15 protein-coding genes are annotated in these 20,939 nt (G+C 43.2%); 14 read left to right on the forward strand and 1 reads right to left on the reverse strand.

Going from position 1 to position 20,939, the window contains the following annotated elements:
* The first annotated feature begins 3 nt into the window (after positions 1 to 3).
* The 13 genes from murC (at position 4) to A0125_RS10565 (ending at position 17,187) form a co-directional block, all read left to right on the forward strand.
* Positions 4 to 1,359, forward strand: a complete 1,356-nt coding sequence (gene murC / locus A0125_RS10505; protein ID WP_066755490.1) for a UDP-N-acetylmuramate--L-alanine ligase — start codon at positions 4 to 6, stop codon at positions 1,357 to 1,359.
* Positions 1,352 to 2,176 carry a cell division protein FtsQ/DivIB gene (locus A0125_RS10510; RefSeq protein WP_066755493.1) on the forward strand — a complete coding sequence of 275 codons (825 nt, stop codon included), beginning with the start codon at positions 1,352 to 1,354 and terminating at the stop codon, positions 2,174 to 2,176. Before murC ends, A0125_RS10510 begins: the two co-directional genes overlap by 8 nt.
* A gap of 32 nt (positions 2,177 to 2,208) precedes the next feature.
* Positions 2,209 to 3,591, forward strand: coding sequence for a cell division protein FtsA (ftsA, locus tag A0125_RS10515; protein WP_066755497.1), 1,383 nt, complete (start codon positions 2,209 to 2,211; stop codon positions 3,589 to 3,591).
* A 140-nt stretch (positions 3,592 to 3,731) separates the two neighbouring features.
* Complete coding sequence (gene ftsZ, locus A0125_RS10520) at positions 3,732 to 5,516, forward strand: cell division protein FtsZ (protein ID WP_066755499.1); 1,785 nt, start codon at positions 3,732 to 3,734, stop codon at positions 5,514 to 5,516.
* Between the two features lie 190 nt (positions 5,517 to 5,706).
* Entirely contained in the window at positions 5,707 to 6,252 is a 546-nt protein-coding gene (pyrR, locus tag A0125_RS10525) for a bifunctional pyr operon transcriptional regulator/uracil phosphoribosyltransferase PyrR (protein ID WP_066755502.1), read from the forward strand.
* A gap of 24 nt (positions 6,253 to 6,276) precedes the next feature.
* Entirely contained in the window at positions 6,277 to 7,212 is a 936-nt protein-coding gene (locus A0125_RS10530) for an aspartate carbamoyltransferase catalytic subunit (RefSeq protein ID WP_066755505.1), read from the forward strand.
* Positions 7,213 to 7,450: 238 nt separating this feature from the next.
* The gene (locus A0125_RS10535) at positions 7,451 to 10,480 is read left to right on the forward strand and encodes a tetratricopeptide repeat protein (protein WP_066755506.1); all 3,030 of its coding nucleotides are present in this window, start codon (positions 7,451 to 7,453) and stop codon (positions 10,478 to 10,480) included.
* A 16-nt stretch (positions 10,481 to 10,496) separates the two neighbouring features.
* Complete coding sequence (locus A0125_RS10540; protein WP_066755508.1) at positions 10,497 to 12,224, forward strand: TonB-dependent receptor; 1,728 nt, start codon at positions 10,497 to 10,499, stop codon at positions 12,222 to 12,224.
* A gap of 43 nt (positions 12,225 to 12,267) precedes the next feature.
* Positions 12,268 to 13,782 carry an HU domain-containing protein gene (locus tag A0125_RS10545; RefSeq protein ID WP_066755511.1) on the forward strand — a complete coding sequence of 505 codons (1,515 nt, stop codon included), beginning with the start codon at positions 12,268 to 12,270 and terminating at the stop codon, positions 13,780 to 13,782.
* A 39-nt stretch (positions 13,783 to 13,821) separates the two neighbouring features.
* Positions 13,822 to 14,520 carry a MotA/TolQ/ExbB proton channel family protein gene (locus A0125_RS10550; protein WP_066755750.1) on the forward strand — a complete coding sequence of 233 codons (699 nt, stop codon included), beginning with the start codon at positions 13,822 to 13,824 and terminating at the stop codon, positions 14,518 to 14,520.
* Between the two features lie 26 nt (positions 14,521 to 14,546).
* Positions 14,547 to 14,954 carry an ExbD/TolR family protein gene (locus A0125_RS10555; protein WP_066755546.1) on the forward strand — a complete coding sequence of 136 codons (408 nt, stop codon included), beginning with the start codon at positions 14,547 to 14,549 and terminating at the stop codon, positions 14,952 to 14,954.
* A gap of 91 nt (positions 14,955 to 15,045) precedes the next feature.
* Positions 15,046 to 15,849: an energy transducer TonB family protein gene (locus A0125_RS10560; RefSeq protein WP_231863205.1), complete on the forward strand. Its 804-nt coding sequence runs from the start codon at positions 15,046 to 15,048 to the stop codon at positions 15,847 to 15,849.
* 21 nt (positions 15,850 to 15,870) lie between these two features.
* Entirely contained in the window at positions 15,871 to 17,187 is a 1,317-nt protein-coding gene (locus tag A0125_RS10565; protein ID WP_066755550.1) for a bifunctional folylpolyglutamate synthase/dihydrofolate synthase, read from the forward strand.
* Positions 17,188 to 17,230: 43 nt separating this feature from the next.
* Here the strand turns inward: A0125_RS10565 and A0125_RS10570 are convergent, their stop codons facing one another.
* A complete protein-coding gene (locus tag A0125_RS10570) occupies positions 17,231 to 19,960 on the reverse strand; it encodes a DNA gyrase/topoisomerase IV subunit A (RefSeq protein ID WP_066755553.1) in 2,730 nt (909 codons plus the stop codon).
* A 134-nt stretch (positions 19,961 to 20,094) separates the two neighbouring features.
* Here A0125_RS10570 and A0125_RS10575 point away from each other — a divergent pair, with 134 nt between their 5' ends.
* Positions 20,095 to 20,910, forward strand: coding sequence for an alpha/beta hydrolase (locus tag A0125_RS10575; RefSeq protein WP_082785004.1), 816 nt, complete (start codon positions 20,095 to 20,097; stop codon positions 20,908 to 20,910).
* The last annotated feature ends 29 nt before the right edge of the window (positions 20,911 to 20,939 follow it).

The following is a 20,939-nucleotide window of genomic DNA, read 5'->3' on the forward strand; positions in this document are numbered from 1 at the left end:
GGTATGAACATCGATCAAATAAGAACAGTTTATTTATTGGGTATTGGCGGCATCGGCATGAGTGGTCTAGCGCGCTATTTCCAACATTTAGGCTGTGTTGTATCCGGTTACGACAAGACAGAAACCGATTTGACCAAGGCTTTGGTCGAAGAAGGTATCGCGGTGTCTTATCGCGATGATGTTCGCGAATTGCCCGATCATTTGGCTACGCCAAATGAAGAAACATTGATCATTTTTACGCCAGCCGTACCAGCAGATTTGACCTTGAAAAATACATTGATCGAACGTGGATTTACCTTGTTTAAGCGTTCGCAGGTACTAGGTTTTATTAGCGCCAGTCGATTCACCATTGCGGTAGCAGGTACACATGGCAAAACGACTACGTCGACCATGATTGCCCACGTGCTCAAAGATTCTGGATACGATTGCTCCGCATTTTTAGGAGGTATTAGTACCAATTATCAGAGCAACGTATTATACGGTGATAATAATACGGTTGTCGTAGAAGCGGATGAATTCGATCGCTCTTTCTTGACCCTGCATCCTAATATTGCGATTGTCACCTCGGCAGATGCTGACCATCTTGATATTTACGGTGATGCATCGCAACTAGTGGAATCGTTTCAACTGTTTTTAGATCGCGTGGTGGCTGGCGGTACGAAGATCATCAAAAAAGGATTGCCATTTGCGGGCGATATCTCATATGCCAATGCAGGTTTAGCAGACGCGTATGCCGATCATATTCAGATCAAAAATGGCGAGTTTTATTTTGACTATTACTCAGAAAATTTAACGCTCAAAGATATTCGGTTAGGAATTCCTGGATTACATAACATAGAAAATGCAGTTTCGGCAATTACGGTCGCAAATTTGCTAGGCATTAGCGGCGAAAAGATCATCGCCGCTTTAGGATCATTTCAGGGAGCAAAAAGACGTTTTGAATATATCTTAAGACAGGATGATGCTGTATATATCGATGATTATGCGCACCATCCTGAGGAGTTGCGTGCTTTTTTAACATCGATGCGCAAGCTATATCCTACAAAAAAGCTGACGGTCATATTTCAGCCGCACTTGTTCACGCGGACGCGTGATTTTATCGACGGATTCGCAGAAGTGCTTGGGTTGGCCGATACGCTGTATCTAATGGAAATTTATCCGGCGCGCGAGCAACCAATCGAGGGTGTGAATTCGCAATGGTTGCTGGAAAAGATTGCATTGGATGATAAACACATCATGACGGCGCAAGACATATTGGATACGGTCGAAACGAATCGTCCAGAACTGATCGTGACGGTAGGAGCAGGTGATATTGATCGTTTAGTAAAACCATTAAAACAAGTATTGACTCATGCTTAATTGGCTCAAAAACATTCCATGGCGCTTAATCGGTTCGATAACACTCGGATCGGCAGCTTTCGTGGGCGTCATTATGTTGATGGGTTTGGTAGCCAAAAAGGACGCGGCGCAATCGTGCACCGCTTTACAGATTATGGTTGAAGGCAAAGAAACTTTTATCGATCAGGCCGATATCACAGCGATAATTGAGCAGCAATACGGTACTGTCGTAGGCCGACAACTTTTGGATATTCCGCTACAGAAAATTGAAGCATCGTTGAAAGCATTGCCATACGTATCCGGTGCAGATATCCATGTGGATATCAATGGGGTGATGAAGGTGTCGGTGCAACAGCGCGCCATACTACTTCGCGTAATTAATCGTGTAGGTCAAGAATTTTATGTAGATACCGAAGGAAAGAAGATCCCAACTACGCTTAAATATGTACCACATACCATCGTGGCGAATGGCAATATCCGAGAATCGTTTGGCAAGCCGCTCGAAGTAGTCGAGTCGCAAGTAGTAGAAGATTTGGTAGAGATTGTACGACATATCAGTACGAGTGAATTATGGAGCAATCAAGTAGTACAGCTTTACGTTAATGAAAGCGGCGATATTGAGTTAGTACCTCGCGTGGGAGAGCAAGATTTGATCTTAGGCAATGCTTCCGATCTAGACGACAAATTGCGTAGGCTAGAAGTATTTTATCAGACAATCTTACCAAGAGTAGGCACCGAAGCATACAGCAAAGTCAACGTCAAATATGCCGATCAGATTATCTGCGAAAGACATGGCGACTGGTTTATCGATAGCCTGCAAATGAAAATGAATAATTAATACCGAAGAATAACACAGCAAATACACAGCATATGAAACCAAAATTTACAGAACTCGAAAAAGAAAATCCAATCGTCGTTGGGTTGGATATCGGTACGACCAAAATTTGTGTCACAGTGGGGCGTCGCAGTGGCAATACCAAGGTCGAATTACTGGGCGTCGGCAAAGCCGAGTCTGCCGGAGTTAGTCGCGGCGTGGTGGCTAATATTCAAAAAACGGTAGACAGCATTCGTGAAGCCGTCTCGATCGCCGAAGGGCAGTCGAATGTCGATATCAAGGTCGTAAGCGTAGGGATCGCCGGTCAACATATTAAAAGTATACAACATCGCGGTATTGTGACGCGTAACGACGATGACGAAATCGGACGCGAAGATGTGCAACGTCTTATCTCCGATATGTACAAATTAGTGTTGCCTCCGGGCGAAGAAATTATCCATGTGCTTCCGCAAGAATTTACGATCGATAACGAGCCCGGTATCAAAGAACCGATCGGGATGGCGGGTCGTCGTGTAGAAGCCAACTTCCACATTATCTCAGGCCGCGTCACTGATATTAAAAATATCAAACGTTGTGTCGATAACTCCGATTTGGAAGTATCTGAATTGATCCTTGAGCCATTGGCATCATCTGAAGCTGTGTTAGATGAAGAGGAAAAAACGGCTGGCGTAGTATTGGTCGATATTGGTGGTGGTACCACAGATGTGGCCATCTTCCACGAAGGAATTATTCGTCATACGGCGGTTATTCCACTAGGTGGTAATATCGTGACCGAAGATATCCGTCAAGGATGTTCGGTATTGCGCAATCAAGCAGAGCAACTGAAAGTACGCTATGGCTCCGCATTGGCCGATGAGAATAAGGAGAACGAGGTGATCTGTGTACCTGGTATCCGTGGTCGCGAAGCCAAAGAAATCTCTGTCAAAAATCTGGCATACATCATCCAGGCTCGTATGGAAGAAATCATTGAGCACGTGCATTATGAGATCAAAGCTTCAGGTTACGAAGATCGATTAATTGCTGGTATCGTTATTACTGGAGGTGGTGCACAGCTAAAGCACTTAGTGCAGTTGGTAGAATATGTCACCGGCATTGACTGTCGTATTGGCTATCCAAATGAGTACTTAGCAAAGACAGATATGCTAAACAAGCAAGCATTTGACGAATTGAAAAGTCCGCTTTATGCGACCGGTATTGGCCTTTTGATCAAAGGAATTCAAGAAATTGAAGAAGGTGAGAAAAGAGAACTCGAAAAAGAAGCAAAAGTAGGGGCTAGTTCCCGCGCAAAATCCAGTATTAAAGTAAGCGATATCGCGAGCGACCAAGGCAGAAAAGAAGGTTGGCTCACGCGTATTTTAGGCAATTGGATTACCGATGGGGAAGATATTGACGATGATAGTTTTATTGGGAAAAAGTAATTTATTAACAACCGTCTCTTTTTTCCACAAATTGACAAATGTGGAAAACTCTTGTGGATAATTTGTTAATATTACGTTAGAATTAGAGGGTTAAATTCATCGTTGCAACAGGTTGATTTAAAGTATAATAGGTATTAGATATGTCGATACAATTTGAAATGTTAAAAGAGCAGTCGTCTATCATCAAAGTAGTTGGTGTAGGTGGCGGTGGTGGTAATGCCGTAAACCACATGTATAAAGCTGGAATTAGTGGAGTTGATTTTATTATATGTAATACGGATGCACAAGCATTGGAGTTGAGTCCAATACCCAATAAAGTCCAGTTAGGCGCAAGCTTAACCGAAGGAATGGGTGCAGGAGCAGATCCTGATGTAGGCGAAAACTCCGCGATAGAAAGTATCGAAGATATCAAACGCATGTTGGGTACGAATACCAAGATGTTGTTTATTACAGCAGGTATGGGTGGAGGAACTGGTACTGGTGCAAGTCCTGTTTTAGCCAAAGCGGCTAAAGAGATGGGCATATTAACCGTTGCCATCATTACTACACCATTCACTTTTGAAGGCAAGCGTCGTAAATCTCAAGCCGAAGAAGGTTTGGGTGAGTTGCGCAAATACGTCGATTCTTATTTGGTTATTTCCAACGATAGATTACGTGAAATATTTGGCAACCTAACCATGACTGCTGCATTCGCAAAAGCGGATGACATTTTAACCACTGCAGCCAAAGGTATAGCTGAGATCATTACTATCCCAGGTTATGTCAACGTGGATTTTAAAGATGTGCGCACGGTGATGAATGATAGTGGTGTTGCTATCATGGGTAATGCAGTTGCTAACGGCGATGACCGCGCATTGCAAGCCGTTACAGGAGCCTTGGCATCACCATTGTTGAAAGATAATGAAATTGAAGGAGCACGCTATATCTTATTAAATATCACTTCTGGATCTAAAGAAGTAACGATGGATGAAGTATCGATCATTACCGATTATATTCAAGAAAAAGCGGGCTTATCAGCCGACCTAATCTGGGGTAACTGTATTGATGATAATATGGGTGACGATTTGTCGGTTACTATCATCGCAACGGGATTCCAAACTACGGAAGAACGGGTCAAGGATAAGGAAAAAGAAAAAATTGCACACCGCTTAACACCAGAAGAGTCTAAATCAGCTTTCGTGAAACCCGTTTCTCAAAATCAGTTTTCGGACAGGCCAAGTCATGCTGAGCCAGTGGTAAAACCAGTAGGTGTTACAAACGCAGCATTCGAGCAGCCTATCCAACAGACAGATTTATTTACGGCTAACTCGATCAATAGATCATTTTCTTCTGCGCCGCTAACCCAACCTTCAGCGGTACAACAGCCACAAACGCAACCTTCTTCACGCAGTGCAGATCATGAAGCGCACGTAGTGCGTCATACCTTGGATCTGAATGAGCAGGAAGAACAAGAGCAAGAGCCGCAAGATACACACGGTTTTGAACTAAAAACATCGCCTTCGATGTTTGAGTTCAAAGTGCCTACGGTTTTTGATTCATACCAGCAACCACAAGCATTAGGATCTCAAGAACATTCGCAAGCTGCATACCAGCAACCTGCCAATAACTTCGCAGCACCGAGTAGTGCAGCAGCTCCTGTGCCATCAGCATTAGAAGATGCTAAAGCCGAAGAAGCTAATTTCGAAGATCAATTGATGAAAACCAAAGAGCGTATCCTTCGCTTAAAAGAATTGAGCATGAAACTGCGTTCTACAAACGGTCTTCAAGAAATGGAAAATGAACCTGCATATAAGAGAAAGCAAAAATCGTTGGACGACGTACCACACTCTTCGCAATCGCAAGTATCTCGTTTTACTTTATCATTCGATAGTGGTGAAACTGAAATCAGACCGAACAATTCATTTCTACACGACAACGTCGATTAGTAATCATTTTTAAAATAGAATAAACAGCTTCCTTACCGAAGCTGTTTTTGTATATCCAAAGACCATGTGGTCTTTTTAAAAAAATGGCTAATTTTGCCTGAACAAATTCGCATACAAATAGCTCTTGAACCTATCGCACCTTGCAATAAAATCAAGAGTTTATTGCAAGGTGCAAGACGAGCATATACATATGAAACAATCTTTGCTTTTAAATGGACCTAGGTTTGAGATTACACTCAAACGTCTGTGTCAACAGCTTATTGAGAATCACGGTGATTTTAGCGATACCGTTATCATCGGAGTACAACCTCGCGGACCATATATGGCTAACCGGCTTCAGCAGGAGATAAAAACGATTTCTGGTGCTCATGTGCATACAGGCGCATTAGATATCACCTTTCATCGTGATGATTTTCGTATGAAAGGATCCAGTCCTTTGCAAGCAAGCCGTACAGATATCGACTTTTTGGTAGATGACAAAGTCGTAGTTTTTGTAGATGATGTCTTGTGGACCGGACGTACAATCCGGTCAGCGATGGACGCTATACAGTCTTTTGGTCGGCCAAAGAAGATCGAACTGATGGTACTCGTCGATCGGAGATTCTCCCGCCAACTACCGATCGAGCCAGATTACATTGGCATGCAAGTCGATTCCATTGATGCGCAGAAAGTCATCGTGAGCTGGCAAGAGACAGATCAGGAAGATAGCGTCGTTTTGATCACAGAAGAAAAATAAAGAGAATACAGATCCATATAGCACATGTCAAGCACAGAACAACTCAGTACACGTCACCTATTAGGTATAAAAGATCTTAACGAACAAGATATACAATTGATACTGGATACGGCGTCCAACTTCAAGGATGTGTTGAATCGGCCGATTAAGAAAGTTCCATCACTTCGGGATATCACGATTGCCAACGTATTCTTCGAAAACTCTACCCGTACGCGGTTGTCTTTCGAGTTGGCCGAAAAGCGTCTCTCTGCTGATACCATCAATTTTGCGGCGTCCTCTTCGTCAGTAAGCAAAGGCGAAACCTTGATCGATACCGTCAACAACATTTTGGCGATGAAAGTAGATATGATCGTGATGCGCCATCCTTATGCCGGTGCTGGAGTATTCTTGAGTAGACATATCAATGCGCAGATTGTAAATGCAGGTGATGGAGCGCATGAGCATCCTACACAAGCGCTACTAGATTCTTTTTCCATTCGCGAGCGGTTAGGAGATTTGGCGGGCAAGAAAGTGGCTATTATTGGCGATGTTTTGCATTCTCGAGTCGCGCTTTCCAACATTCTTTGCTTGCAAAAACAAGGTGCAGAAGTAATGGTGTGCGGGCCAACTACCCTAATTCCTAAATACATTGGCGCGCTAGGTGTAAAAGTAGAACATGATCTCATGAAAGCACTAAATTGGTGCGATGTCGCCAATATGTTGCGCATCCAATTAGAGCGGCAAGATATTGCCTACTTTCCTTCGCTCCGCGAATATTCTATGCTGTACGGTTTGAACAAGCAAATTTTAGATAACCTGGATAAAGAGATTGTAATCATGCATCCCGGTCCTATCAATCGTGGGGTGGAGATTACATCGGATGTAGCTGATAGTTCGCATTCCATCATCTTAGATCAGGTCGAAAATGGAGTCGCTGTACGGATGGCCGTACTCTACCTACTTGCCGGCAAACGTGGCTAAATTGTGCCTGTTGCGATAAGCAAGTTTGACGGGGCAATTGCGCTTATATCTGTTAAAGTATCGTTAAAACGCATACTTATGCACTAATGTTAATAACTTTTGAGGAAAACATAAAGGGTAACTTCTATTTTCGTATGCTGTAGGAATCTGTCGACCGACGTCATGCTCAGGTAGATGTTGATCGAAAAAGTGACCGTACGAAAGGACGTTATCCAATAAATAGAAAGAATTCGTTTATATGTACAATAAGATATATCAAGTTGGTGTGGCATTATGCCTAATGGGCACAGCTGCAGTGGCTCAGCAAACGGCTTGGCAGGATGTGAATAACGCCTACAAATCGGGCTTAGAACTATTTGAGCGTGGCAAGTTTAGCTCCGCCGCAAAGCAGTTTGATCGTGCTGAAAGCGTACGTACAAAATCGACGTTGCAGCTAGATGAGACACAAGAATTAACCTTGCTAAAGGAGAATATTCGCTATTATCAAGCGGTGTGTGCTTTAGAATTAGAAGAAAGCAATGCAGAAAGCTTATTCTTAAAATATATTCGTGATTTTCCTTCGAGCGCTAATTCCAAAGCAGCCAATTTCCAAATTGGTAAATTCTATTATACTCGGCAGGAGTTTGAAAAAGCGATTGAGTGGTTTACCCGTATAGATAGTAAAAGCTTGGCAGGAGCCGAGAATACGGAATACCGGTTTAAGTTGGCCTACGCTCGTTTCATGACCAAAGATTATGAAGCAGCAAAACCAGTATTTGCAGATCTAAAAGATCGTAACTCCGCATATCAGGAAGCAGCTATTTATTATAATGCTTACCTCAGTTATCTCGACGCAGAATATAAAACTGCGCTGAATGAATTTGAGCGATTAAAAGGTTCGAAAACCTATGAAAATAGTTATCCATATTATATCACTGCGCTTTATTTCTTAGATAAGCGCTATGATGATGTACTGGCCTACGCGCTTCCGATCTTACAAAACACGAAGCAAGAAAGCGAAACCGATATGTTTCGTATTGTAGCGGCGACCTATTTTATCAAAGGAGATTTGGATAAATCCAAGCAGTATTACGATCGTTTTCAGGCGGCAGATCAAGGGCGCACACAAAACAATCAAGATAGCTACCAGATCGGCTACATTAATTACAAATTAGGGAATTACGAGCGTGCCATAGCGGAGCTAGAAAAGCTTGACGAGCCAGATGCCTACTACCATAGTGCCATGATTACGTTGGGTGATTCTTTTATCAAAACCAATAATAAGCAGAGTGCACGTAACGCATTTTTCCGTGCTTCTAAGTTAGATTTTGATCCACAATTAAAAGAAGAAGGTTTATTTAACTATGCCAAACTATCGTACGAATTAGAGTTTCACCAAGTAGCGTTAGATGCAGTTCAAGAATATTTAACCACTTATCCATCTTCTGCACGTAGCGAAGAAGCAAAAACGCTATTGGCCGAAGTACTTTTAGGAACTAAAAATTACCGCGCAGCGGTAGACGTACTAGAAGGCATCAACCGAAGCAGCCGTGAAGCAAAAGCAGCTTATCAAAAAGTAACGTATTACCGCGGTTTGGAATATTACAATGAGCGTGCTTTCGAAAATGGTATATCCATGTTTATGCGTTCGGAAGAGAATCGTTTTGACGAAGAAATCTACGCACTATCTACCTATTGGAAAGCCGAAGCCATGTACGAAGTGCGCAAGTACAAAGAAGCAACGGCCAATTTCAATAAGTTTTTGCAATTGCCAGCGGCACGCAAAACAGATGTATATCATTACGCCAACTATGCATTAGCCTATGCGGCTTTCCGCAACGATAATTACAGCACAGCAGCCAATTACTTCGAACGTTTTCTTTCTGGTGCAGCACGCGATGGAGTCGATGCCAATACACGTAACGACGCGATTGCGCGCGCAGCCGATTCGTACTTTGGCACTAAAAACTACGGTCGTGCTATGTCGTATTACGATCGCCTTATTAGCTCTGGTGCACAAAGTCAGGATTATGCGTTATTCCAACGCGGTATTATCCAAGGTTTGCAGGGCAACAGTCAAGCAAAAATTGCCACGCTAAATTCGGTGGTACAAAAGTTTCCGAATTCCAATTATGCGGACGACGTAGCTTTCGAAATTCCATACACATACTTCTTGCTCGAGCAGTACGATCAAGCAATTGCTGGTCTGCAAAAGATGGTAGAGCAATACCCACGCAGTAGCTATGTGCCTCGTGCATTGGTGACTATTGGGTTGGTACAATATAATCAGGATAATCGTGATGCTGCATTAGCTACTTTCCAACGGGTGGTAAGTCAATATCCTACTACAGACGAAGCTAAGCAATCGTTAGCATCTATTGAAAATATTTATCTTGATAAGAATGATGCTTCGGGATATATTCGCTATGCGACCAGCACCAATATTGGAGATTTGAGTACAGCAGAGCAAGATGGGCATACTTTCGCTGTAGCACGTACATTATTTGACCGTGGTAACTGGCAAGGAGCTGTCGAAGCAGTCAATGCGTACTTCGATAAGTTTCCAAAACCAATCAATGAGAAACATGCGCGTTTTATTCGCGGCGAAAGTTATGCGCAATTACGTAAGGACACCGAAGCATTGCACGATTTCAATATCATTATGAATGATTGGACGAGTGCTTATACGGAGCGTACCTTGCTCAGCGTGGCGCGGTTGCATTTGCGAAGTAAAGCGTACAATGAAGCCGTTCAGGTACTCAAAAAATTAGAACTAACGTCGGAATACAAAGAGAATTACGGTTGGGCGATTAACAACCTAATGGTGAGTTATTTCAACATCAATGATTACGTAGAAACCTTAACGTATGCCAACATTGTCAAAGGTTACGAAAAATCATCAGAAGAAGAGATTGCCAAAGCACACTTGTACGCAGCGAAAGCCTATCAAGCAACTAACAAAGCTGCTGATGCGACAAAAGAGCTGAGTGCCGCTGCCGCCAAATCTAAAACAGAGACTGGTGCAGAAGCCCGATACCTCATTGCCAAACAGCAAGTGCAAAGTAAGCAGTGGGATAAAGCTATTCAAACGGCGATGGAAATAGGAGATCAATTCTCGTCATTCGAGTATTGGGTAGCCAAAGGTTTTGTCACTATGGCAGAAGCATATAGAGGAAAAGGAGACAACTTCCAGGCCAAAGCAACTTTGGAAAGCGTGATCGACAACTACGATAACGATGAAGATGGCGTTGTCAAAGAAGCGAAGGAGTTATTGCAGAAAATTAAATAAGATTAGGGTAGTGAAGATGAAATTTCAGAAGATACTAACGCAAACAGCGTTTTTAGCGATGCTTACCGGTGTCAGTTTTGAAGCTGCTGCTCAACAACGCGAAGAAACAGAAAAACCAGTCGCCATTGATTCGTTTGTGATCGTACGTGACTATCGGCCATTATTAGCAGACGCGGTGAAGATTCGCCGTAGTCCGGATATGACCAATAAAAGAGAATACATGCCACGCTTAACATATGGCAATGTTCCCGACAAAAAATTGGATATCAATACAGGATTGAGCGAGTTGAAGATCATGGAAACTCCGTTTATCCGCTCACGCGATACGTACAGCAACTATGTGAAAGCTGGTGTTGGAAACTTAGGGACGATCTTAGGCGAAGCGTATTTTGCAGTAGAAGATTATGAAGACATCCGTTTTGGTGGTTTTGTAAAGCACTTGAATCAAAAAGGTAGTTTGGACGATCAACGTTTCAGTCGCCAAGAAGTAGGAGCTTTCGGTAGACGAGTTTTCCCGACACTGACAATTGATGGTCAACTAGGTTACAATCGTTTGGGAACAAATTTTTATGGTATTCCAGTTAATCAGGAAGGCAATTCTCTAAACCCTTCCCGCGAAGGGCAGGTCTTTAATGACCTCTATTTTACGGGCGAAATGATGAGCAACTTTGATCCAGAAAATGAAGATGCTTTGAGTTTTTCGCTGAAAGCCGACGCTTACACATTCTCGGATCGGTACGATACACGCGAAAATTCATTTGCCTTAGGAGGATTTTTAAATAAACGTGTGCGCACCTTTAATGTCGGAGTTAATGCTGCCGTAGATATCAATAATGTAGAAGGTGCGATGAATATGCTTGGCGGATCAGGAGTGAGTAACTCCGTGGCGTCAGCCAATCCATACATCAGTTTCAAAGGGGCTAATTACACCATACAGTTAGGTGCCAACTTAGTTTCTGAATTTGGCGATGTGTCATCTTTTAATATATTTCCAAAGGCAGAAATTGATTTCTCACTTGTGCCCGAATACTTCTATATTTTCGGTGGAGTTACCGGTGGAGTAGAGCGAGGGCCGTATCGTGAATTTGCGCGGCTAAACCCATTTTTGGCTTCGGGCATTACCATCCAAAATACGATCGAGCGTATGCATGCCTATGGAGGTATTAAGGGAAATGCGGGTGCTACATTTGGTTGGAAAGCCAAAGCATTCTACCGTCAGCTAGAAGGAATGGCTTTGTTTGTGAACAATGTAACTAATCCTTTCCAATTTGATCTAGTATACGATGGAGATGGAGAAGAATCAGTAAAACACGTCGGTATTGAAGGCGAAATTAATATCCGAGTATCGGAAGCGGTTAACTTAGGTGGTCGATTGAACATCGATAACTACACCATGGCTTACCAAGCCGAAGCTTGGCATACACCAAATGTTCGTTTGACAGCAAATGCGCGATTCAATATTTCGGAAAAATTATATATCGATGCCGAAGCATTGTTTCATGGGCAGACATCAGCACGCACTTTTTCGTACAATTCAGATGGTGTTGCGATAGATCCAACGGCCCCTAGAGTCCAGAGCATTCCTTCATTCTTGGACCTTAGTGCCGGAGCCGAATATAAAGCTACTAAGCAATTAGGCATCTTTGTGAAAGCAAATAATATGTTAAATAACGAGTATCAACGATACTTGTATTACCCAAGATTAGGATTTAACGTGATTGGTGGGCTCAATTTTTCGTTTTAATTGATTCTTTGAACTAAATTTGTGTTTTAATCCCATCATCACTATGGACTTAGGTAAGAAAATACAACAAGTACTCAAACATTATCCAAGCGTGTACGTGCGTGGACTTGGTTCATTTATAAAAGTACATCAACCGTCATCTTTCGATGAGCAGCATAATGTATTCTTGCCTCCCGTCGATTATATCGAATTCGACGATCGCGCTGATGATGGTCTAGATCTAGCAGAATATCTTCGTCAAGAAAATGAAATTTCGAAAACTGATGCTCAGGACTTAGTAGCGCGCGAAGTAGAAGCTATCGCTTCTAATATCACGGAACATGGAAAGGCGCATATTCCACAATTGGGTGATCTATTGGCGCACGGAGCAGGATACGTTTTTCGTGCGATAGATTTATCAAGTTTCGCTTTCGAGCCAATCTCTAATATCGCGCAACCGATACAGGTCACTGATCAGCCTGAACAAGATAACATAACGTCAGTCGATGAGCCGGAAGATACATCAATCTCGGAAAAACAAGAATCTACTGAGCGTGATCTGGAAAGTGAAGCAGCCGCAGCATCTGAAGTGTTAGCGATTTCTTCAGATTTAGATAAAGCTGATTCGGAGGAGCAGCAGATTGAAGAAGAATCTGTGGGGATAGCTGATACGCCAAGCGATCAGATAGAAACAGATACAAACGACGTCACTGAAGAAGCTGAAGCCGAAAGTGCTAAAGCAGAAACAGAAAGTACTAGCGCACTACCTGATTCCAAAGTGCCCACCTTGGAAGAAGAAGAGTTTGGTGTTGCGCAGCATACCGACGAACGTAGCAAGGAAAGCGAACAAAATTTAGTGGAGGAATCTGTATCACAAGATTTGCATAGTGCTGTACCAGTGCCAGAAGCGCCACCGTTGGTTCAGAATAAATATCAAGGAAGTTTATCAAGCAACGTTGGAAAAAGTACGCCGGCACCAGAAATACTTCCATCCAGCGATAACGACGGTTATACCTACGCAAGCGAATATGTAGAAGATACTAATCGCTCGCAAAAGATTTGGTACATTCTTGCGGCGGTGGTCGCCTTATCAGTGATTGGTGCCCTTTGGTATGTGACGCGTCCAGTTTCACTGTACTCGGATATTAGCCAATCTGACATGGAAGATGAGCAAAGAAATCCATACGCTATAGATGAAGAGTACCAAGTGCCGCCGGCGTCCGCAGACGTGATCGATACATCCGCAGTGCTTCGTGACAGACCCGATACGGCAAATGTTACGTCGAGTACAGCAGCGGCAGCTTCACCACTTGCTATGGATCAACCAATTATTCCTGCAAATCATCATTGGTATATTGTTATTGGCTCGCGCTTGCCGTTGGACGATGCAAAGCAGATGGTACAAGAATATAACAAAAAAGGTCAAACACGAGTTCGTCTGATTCCTGGAAAGGGTACGGATAGTCCTGCTACCGTCATTTGGGATTCTTACGTAACCAAAGAAAAAGCGGATTCTGCCTTAAGGCACGTGCGCAAAAACTTTGTAGCCGATGCATGGCACAAGGCGGTTAGGAAATAAATTGAATACACATTAAACTAGTATATCTTAAATTACATGATGTCATTACTTTTACAAGCATATCCGGTTGATTCTATAAGCCAAATGCAACAAACAGTGAATCTAGCTCCAGTACAAGAAGATACCAACCTTCTGCAGTTGTTGATGAGAGGTGGATGGATTATGGTGCCTATCATTTTATTATTTTTCATTGGATTGGTCATCTTTGTAGAGCGATACCTAACGATACGCAAAGCATCAAGACGGGAAGCTGGATTATTACCACAAGTAAAGTCAAATGTATTATCTGGCAAATTGGATTCCGCTATTGCAGTTTGTCGCTCTAGTAATTCGGCCTTGTCCCGTATGCTGCAAAAAGGCCTTACCCGTGTCGGACGCCCAATTAAAGATATTGAAGGCGCGATTGAGAACCAAGGTAAACTGGAAGTTGCACGGTTAGAAAAGAACATCAATATCCTTGGTATCGTAGCAGGTATTGCGCCGATGCTTGGTTTCGTAGGTACGATCTTTGGAGTTATCCAGATATTTCGCGAAGTAGAGATTGCCGGTGGTATCGACATCGGTTCAGTTTCGGGAGGTTTATATGTTAAAATGATTGCATCCGCATCAGGATTAACTATTGGTATCTTAGCGTACATCGGTTACCACATTTTAAATATGATGGTAGAGCGAGTGATCCTGCGTATGGAAACGGATGCTATTGAGTTTATCGATCTGTTGGACGAGCCAGGATCATAACTGCTGCTCAAAACGCTTTATCTCAAATGAATTTAAGAAACAAAAGAAATAAGCCTACGGCAGAAGTGCACACGGCAGCACTGAACGATATCATGTTCTTTCTGATGCTGTTTTTCTTACTAGCATCAGCAGTGGCCAATCCGCAAGTCGTAAAATTACTGCTGCCTCGCTCTAGTGCGGGTGAACAATCGGTAGCGAAAAAAACGATGACAATCTCTATCACCAGTGATTTGGTTTATCACGTAGATAAGCAAGCTGTCCCATTGGAAAGTTTGGAAGGATACATCCAAAACAATCTAGCAACAGGGGAGGAGTTGACCATCATGCTATACGCAGATAGCACCGTGCCGATACAAAACGTAATATCTGTGATGGATGTGGCGAATCGCCTTCGGGTAAAACTCGTCTTAGCAACCGAACCGAAAAACAATTAAATATTTTCGGTTGAAACTTTAAACAATTAGTAGCAGGATTGGTCTATAGACCAGTAAGATAAATCATAATATGCAGTACCACCAACAAAATATGGAAGAGAACAATATGCCAAAGGCATTGGGCATATCCAGTTTGGTGATGGCCGGATTAGTGGCGATTGGATTTTTTATTGTGTTTGGTCAACAAATTCCAGAATATGGAATGGGTGGTATTGTAGTAAATTATGGGACATCACCAGAAGGCATGGGCGACGATTATATGAGCGTTGACGAACCTTCGGTTGATGAAAATGCAAATGAGGTGCGACCCGATAAAATCGATCCTAATACCACACCAATTCCGACGCCGACACAGCAAGTGGCTGAAAAAACCATTGCAACACAAGATGTAGATGATGCGCCAGCGATAACTAAAACCGAAAAACCAAAGCAAAATAATGCGGAGCAAAGCACGGTAGAGAAAAAGAATGCAACGCAGGCCGTCAATCAAAATGCTCTTTTTAAAGGCAAAAAAAATAGTGGACAAGGTGGCGGCGATGGTACTGGTTCTACGCCAGGCAACCAAGGCTCAGAGTTAGGTGATCCTTTGGCCAGTAATTATGGTGAGGGCGGTTCTGGATTTGGTAATATGATGCTTTCGCTGGCAAACAGACGTTGGGATGTGCCGCCAAGTATACAAGATGACGGGCAGTCTGTAGGTATTGTCGAAGTCGAGTTTACCGTTGACAAAAGCGGACGCATCATTCGTGCGCGCCAAGGTTCTAGAACGACTATTGCCGATTACCGATTGGTGCAGAAATGTATCCGAGCCGTAGAAAATGCTAAACTGAATTCATTAGCCAACGCGCCCGACAGTCAAGTTGGCAAAGTGACCTTCCGTTTCAAGGTTCGATAGGTATTATCATCATACATTCTTATGAATAATTACACACAGGCACTTGATTATCTATATGCTCGATTGCCTATGTTTACCAGAGATGGCGCTGCTGCTATCAATAAGGGTTTAGACCGAACTATTCAATTTTGCGAATACCTTGGCAATCCGCAGCGAAAGTTCAAAACTATTCACGTAGCAGGTACCAACGGAAAGGGATCATCGTCACACATGATCACTTCCATCTTGGAGGCTGCTGGACTAAAGACCGGATTGTATACCTCACCGCATTTGGTGGATTTTAGAGAGCGTATACGCGTACATGGTGCGCCCGTCAGCCCAACATACGTATTACAATTTGTACAAAAGCATCAAGCATTCATTGAGCAGATCAAACCCTCTTTTTTCGAAGTTACCGTAGCCATGGCTTTTGACTACTTTGCCCAACAGAATGTAGATGTTGCCATTATAGAAGTAGGCCTAGGAGGAAGATTAGACAGCACCAATGTTATTCATCCGATCGTTTCATTAATCACTAATATCGGTCTGGATCATATGGATATGCTGGGCGATACTTTATCCCTTATTGCTGCCGAGAAAGCGGGGATTATAAAGAAGAGCGTCCCTGTAGTTATATCGGAGTGGCATCATGAAACTGCGGCTGTATTTCGTGAGCAAGCAGAAGCTAAGCAGGCGCCAATCATTTTCGCGTCGGAGATCTGGGAAGTGGAATCTGCGCCGATAGATGTTGTAGGTTATCAGGTTTTGGACGTGACCAATCTTTGCAAAGCTGCGGATCCTATGCAGATACAATTGGATTTATTGGGATCCTATCAAACAAATAACTTGAAGGGTGTATTGCAGGTCGTCCACACGTTACGTACGCAAGGATTTCGTATTGCTGATGAACACATTTATTCTGGTTTGCGACAGGTGCAAAAGCGTACCGGATTAATGGGCAGATGGCAAACTATCTCAACCGAACCCTATGTGATCTGCGATACAGGGCACAATGAAGATGGCGTAAGGCAAGTCGTACGAAATCTAGCACGTACTTCATACCGTCAATTACACTTCGTACTTGGCGCAATGAAGGATAAAGATCTCAGTCATATCTTGCCTTTACTACCTCAGGATGCTTTATACCATTTTTGTGCGCCAGATATGCCGCGTGCCATGCTCGCTCAAGAGCTGCAAAATCTGGCTGGGCAATACGATTTACAAGGAACCCATTATCAAACAGTAGTAGATGCGTATAAAGCAGCATTGGCCGCTTGGCAGCCAGGAGATTTGATCTTTGTGGGAGGGAGTACTTTTGTAGTTGCTGAAGTTTTGACCTCCATTCAGACAAAAGAATAGCGCACCTGCCTAATTTTATCTGATCACGCCCAATCAGGTGTTTTTAGAACAAAGAAACCTGTCCGTCTTCATCCAGATGTATATCATCCGGATTGGTAATTTCCATAGTCGGGCCATCACCTTTCTCTGCTTCTTTCGCAACCTCCATCGATGCGTTGCTTTCCTTGTGATTTGCTGTGGACGCCGCACTTTCCGTTACATCAGAATCCATTTCCTTTGAGGTCGCCATTACGGACAAATCCACTTCGGATGTCAGCAGCTTAATCTTTTCGACCGTGTGAAATGATAATCGATTACCTTGGGCTTTTAGTCCTTTCACATCGATAATATCTTGCAAGGGTTGCTCAAATTGTTCCGGAGTTTGCGATTTACCTTTTAGAATGTTCAACCGTACCACCGGTGCTGTACCATTAGTTAGCAATATCAACTTCGAACCAGCATCTTCATTGATGAATTTCACACGCTTGCCCACCAGTATATCATCAAATTTGAAGCGTTTGACATAGTAAGTTCCAGTTTTGCCATCTTGCTGAATAGCTGTATAGATTTGCTCTGGTACGAAGCGCTCCAACCTGATCATCTTGTCGTCGAAATGATTATTCAGATCAAAGGTAGATAGTTCGTACGAGCCATCAGGCAAGACAACTAAAATTTTGTCTGCACCGTCGAATTCACCCAGATAAGTGCCTCGTTCATCGGCATTGAGTCGATGCAAAGTCGGGTCGTACCAGATCTTGCGACCAGCCAAAGTAGATACGCCAGCATGTTTGAATGTGATTTTTTTGATGGGGTATTTGCTCACAATATTTCCTTGTGAGCCCCGACCTTTTATAGCAAGTTCTGCGAAGTCAATATCAAAACTTAATTTCCTTAGTTGAGAATGTGGTCTTAGTTGGATGTTGACCGTTTCAGCTTCACCATTGGCATTCGCCGTAAAATACAATACTTTGGATCCTTTGGCTCCTTTGGTGATGTCGTAAGGTTTATCGCGCGTCACACCCGTGACGGCGAAACGTTTGACGTAGCTAATGCCAGAGGCACCGTCTTTATAGATCGCATTGTAGGTTGTACGATCGTCACCTTTTTTGAATACGGCGACGTGAATAATATCTTTCCCAACAAATATTTTGTCTTGAATCTTGTTAATGGAATATTTGCCATCGGCGCGAAATGTGATGATATCGTCAATGTCTGAGCACTCCGATACAAATTCATCTTTTTTCATGTTTGTGCCGATGAATCCCTCTTCTCGATTGACATATAGCTTGGCATTGGCCAACGCAACCTGTGCAGCCTCTACCTTGTCGAACACACGAATTTCTGTTTTACGCTCGCGTCCTTTGCCATACTTCTCCCGAAGATATTCAAACCAACGGATAGCATATTCGGTAAGCTGCCGAAGATGGCGTTTTACCTCTTTTATGTCGTTTTCCAGACTCTTCATCTGTTCATCGGCCTTGGCCACATCAAAACGAGTGATGCTACTCATCGGTTTGTCGATTAATCGTTTGTAATCGTCGCTGGTAATCGCACGATAAAACTGATCGAAAAAAGGGCTGAATAATTGGTCAAGCACGGCAACTACTGTCTTGAAATCGCCTGCTTGCTCGTACTGGCTATGCTTGTACATGCCTTCGCCGATAAAGATTTTTAGGAGCGAACTAAAGAAAATCTTTTCTTGTAATTCGTGCAAGCGAATTTCTAATTCCTTCTTAAGTAGGGCTTTTGTTTGCTTTGCATTTTCGATCAGAATATCATTGACCGACATAAAATGTGGTCTGCTGTCTTTGATGACGCAGGTATTCGGAGAGATTGCATTCTCGCAGGATGTAAAAGCATACAGCGCATCGATGGTCATGTCGGGAGAGATGCCCGGAGCCAGATGCACGATAATCTCGACGTGCTCTGCGGTATTATCTTCGATTTTCTTAATTTTTATTTTGCCTTTATCATTGGCTGCAACTACACTATCAATCAAGCTACCGGTAGTCGTTCCAAACGGAATTTCGGTGATGGCAAGCGTTTTCTTATCGCGTTCTTCGATTTTTGCGCGTACGCGAATCTTTCCACCACGAGTTCCTTCATTGTACAATGATACATCGGCCATCCCACCAGTGGGGAAATCCGGGTAAATATCCGGTCTCTCACCTTGTAATGCTTGAATACAGCCATCGATCAATTCCACGAAATTGTGCGGCATAATCTTCGTCGCCAGTCCCACGGCGATACCTTCGGCACCTTGCGCCAGCAATAGCGGAAATTTTACGGGTAAAGTAATGGGTTCGTTATTTCTACCATCGTAGCTAAGTTGCCATTCAGTCGTGTCCGGATTAAATACTACGTCGTTAGCAAATTTGGATAAGCGCGCTTCGATATAACGGGGTGCAGCAGCCGAATCGCCCGTGATCGGGTCGCCCCAGTTTCCCTGACAGTCAATAAGTAAATCTTTCTGGCCGATCTGTACCATGGCATCACCAATCGATGCATCACCATGCGGATGATATTTCATCGTGTTGCCAATTACGTTGGCTGCTTTATTGTACCGGCCATCGTCCATTTCCCTAAGCGAGTGCAAAATACGACGTTGTACCGGTTTGAAACCATCGTTGATATGTGGTACCGCACGATCTAGTATGACGTACGAAGCATAATCCAAGAACCAGTTTTCATACAGACCTGAAAGCGGAATGGTATTACTCGCCAACTCGCCATTTTGGGCATCAGGAAGTTCGTCGTGGTTTTCCGCGTTCGTGTTATTAATCTCGTCACTCATTTGCTTAAGGGTAAAATATAGTCAACCGGGTAAGTAGCGTCAGCCTGTCAGCTTGTGTAAAAATACGAAATTCATTTTATTTTTTGGGAGCAGTATTGGTTGGGATCTTATCTAAATATTTGTAGTTTTAATCCATGATAAAACAAGTAACTACTCTATTTGCGACGATTTTTTGGCTATCTACTGTTGGCGTATTGGCGCAATCTGCTGAGCTCGCTAAGCAAAATGTAGCCTATTATGGCACATCGCAAGATGCATATACCAACCAGCAGTCTTTGCTCGATGTTTATATCCCTGAAGGGGAATCTGATTTTGCGACTATTGTGTGGTTTCATGGTGGCGGATTGACCGGAGGTCAAAAGGAAATTCCAGAGTATCTGAAAGGCAAGGGAATGGCTGTGGTTGGCGTAGGCTACCGATTTTCGCCGCAAGTGAAGGTCGAAGAGATTATTCAGGATGCGGCACAATCTGTAAGATGGGTTTTTGATGAAATTGAAAATATGGGTGGCTCGAAATCGAAGATCGTACTTTCTGGACATAGCGCGGGTGGCTATTTGGCTATAATGCTGGCGCTCAATAAAAATTATTTGCAACAGCATGCCATCGATGCGGATCATTTGCTCGGTGTGGTGCCATTCAGTTGCCAAGCGATTACACATTTTACGGCAAGGCAAGAGCAGGGTATCGAGATCAATCAGCCAACAATAGATCAACATGCCCCGCTATTCTGGGTGCGCAATGAAGTGCCGCCAGTCACATTAATAACAGGCGATCGGGATCTGGAAATGGTGGGACGCTACGAGGAAAACGCGTATCTGGCAAGGATGCTCAAGATCGTGGGAAATACCAATATCCAACTATTAGAACTTGATGGCTACGATCATGGAATGGTATATCCAGCCTTACCAATACTGGTGAAGCAGGTACGAGAGTGGCTTAAGTCTTCTTAAGAAAGGGAATATACGATTAAAGAAAGAAT

Origin of the sequence: Sphingobacterium populi (assembly GCF_001586775.1) — a bacterium.
In the GTDB taxonomy this organism is placed as follows: Bacteria; Bacteroidota; Bacteroidia; order Sphingobacteriales; family Sphingobacteriaceae; genus Sphingobacterium; species Sphingobacterium populi.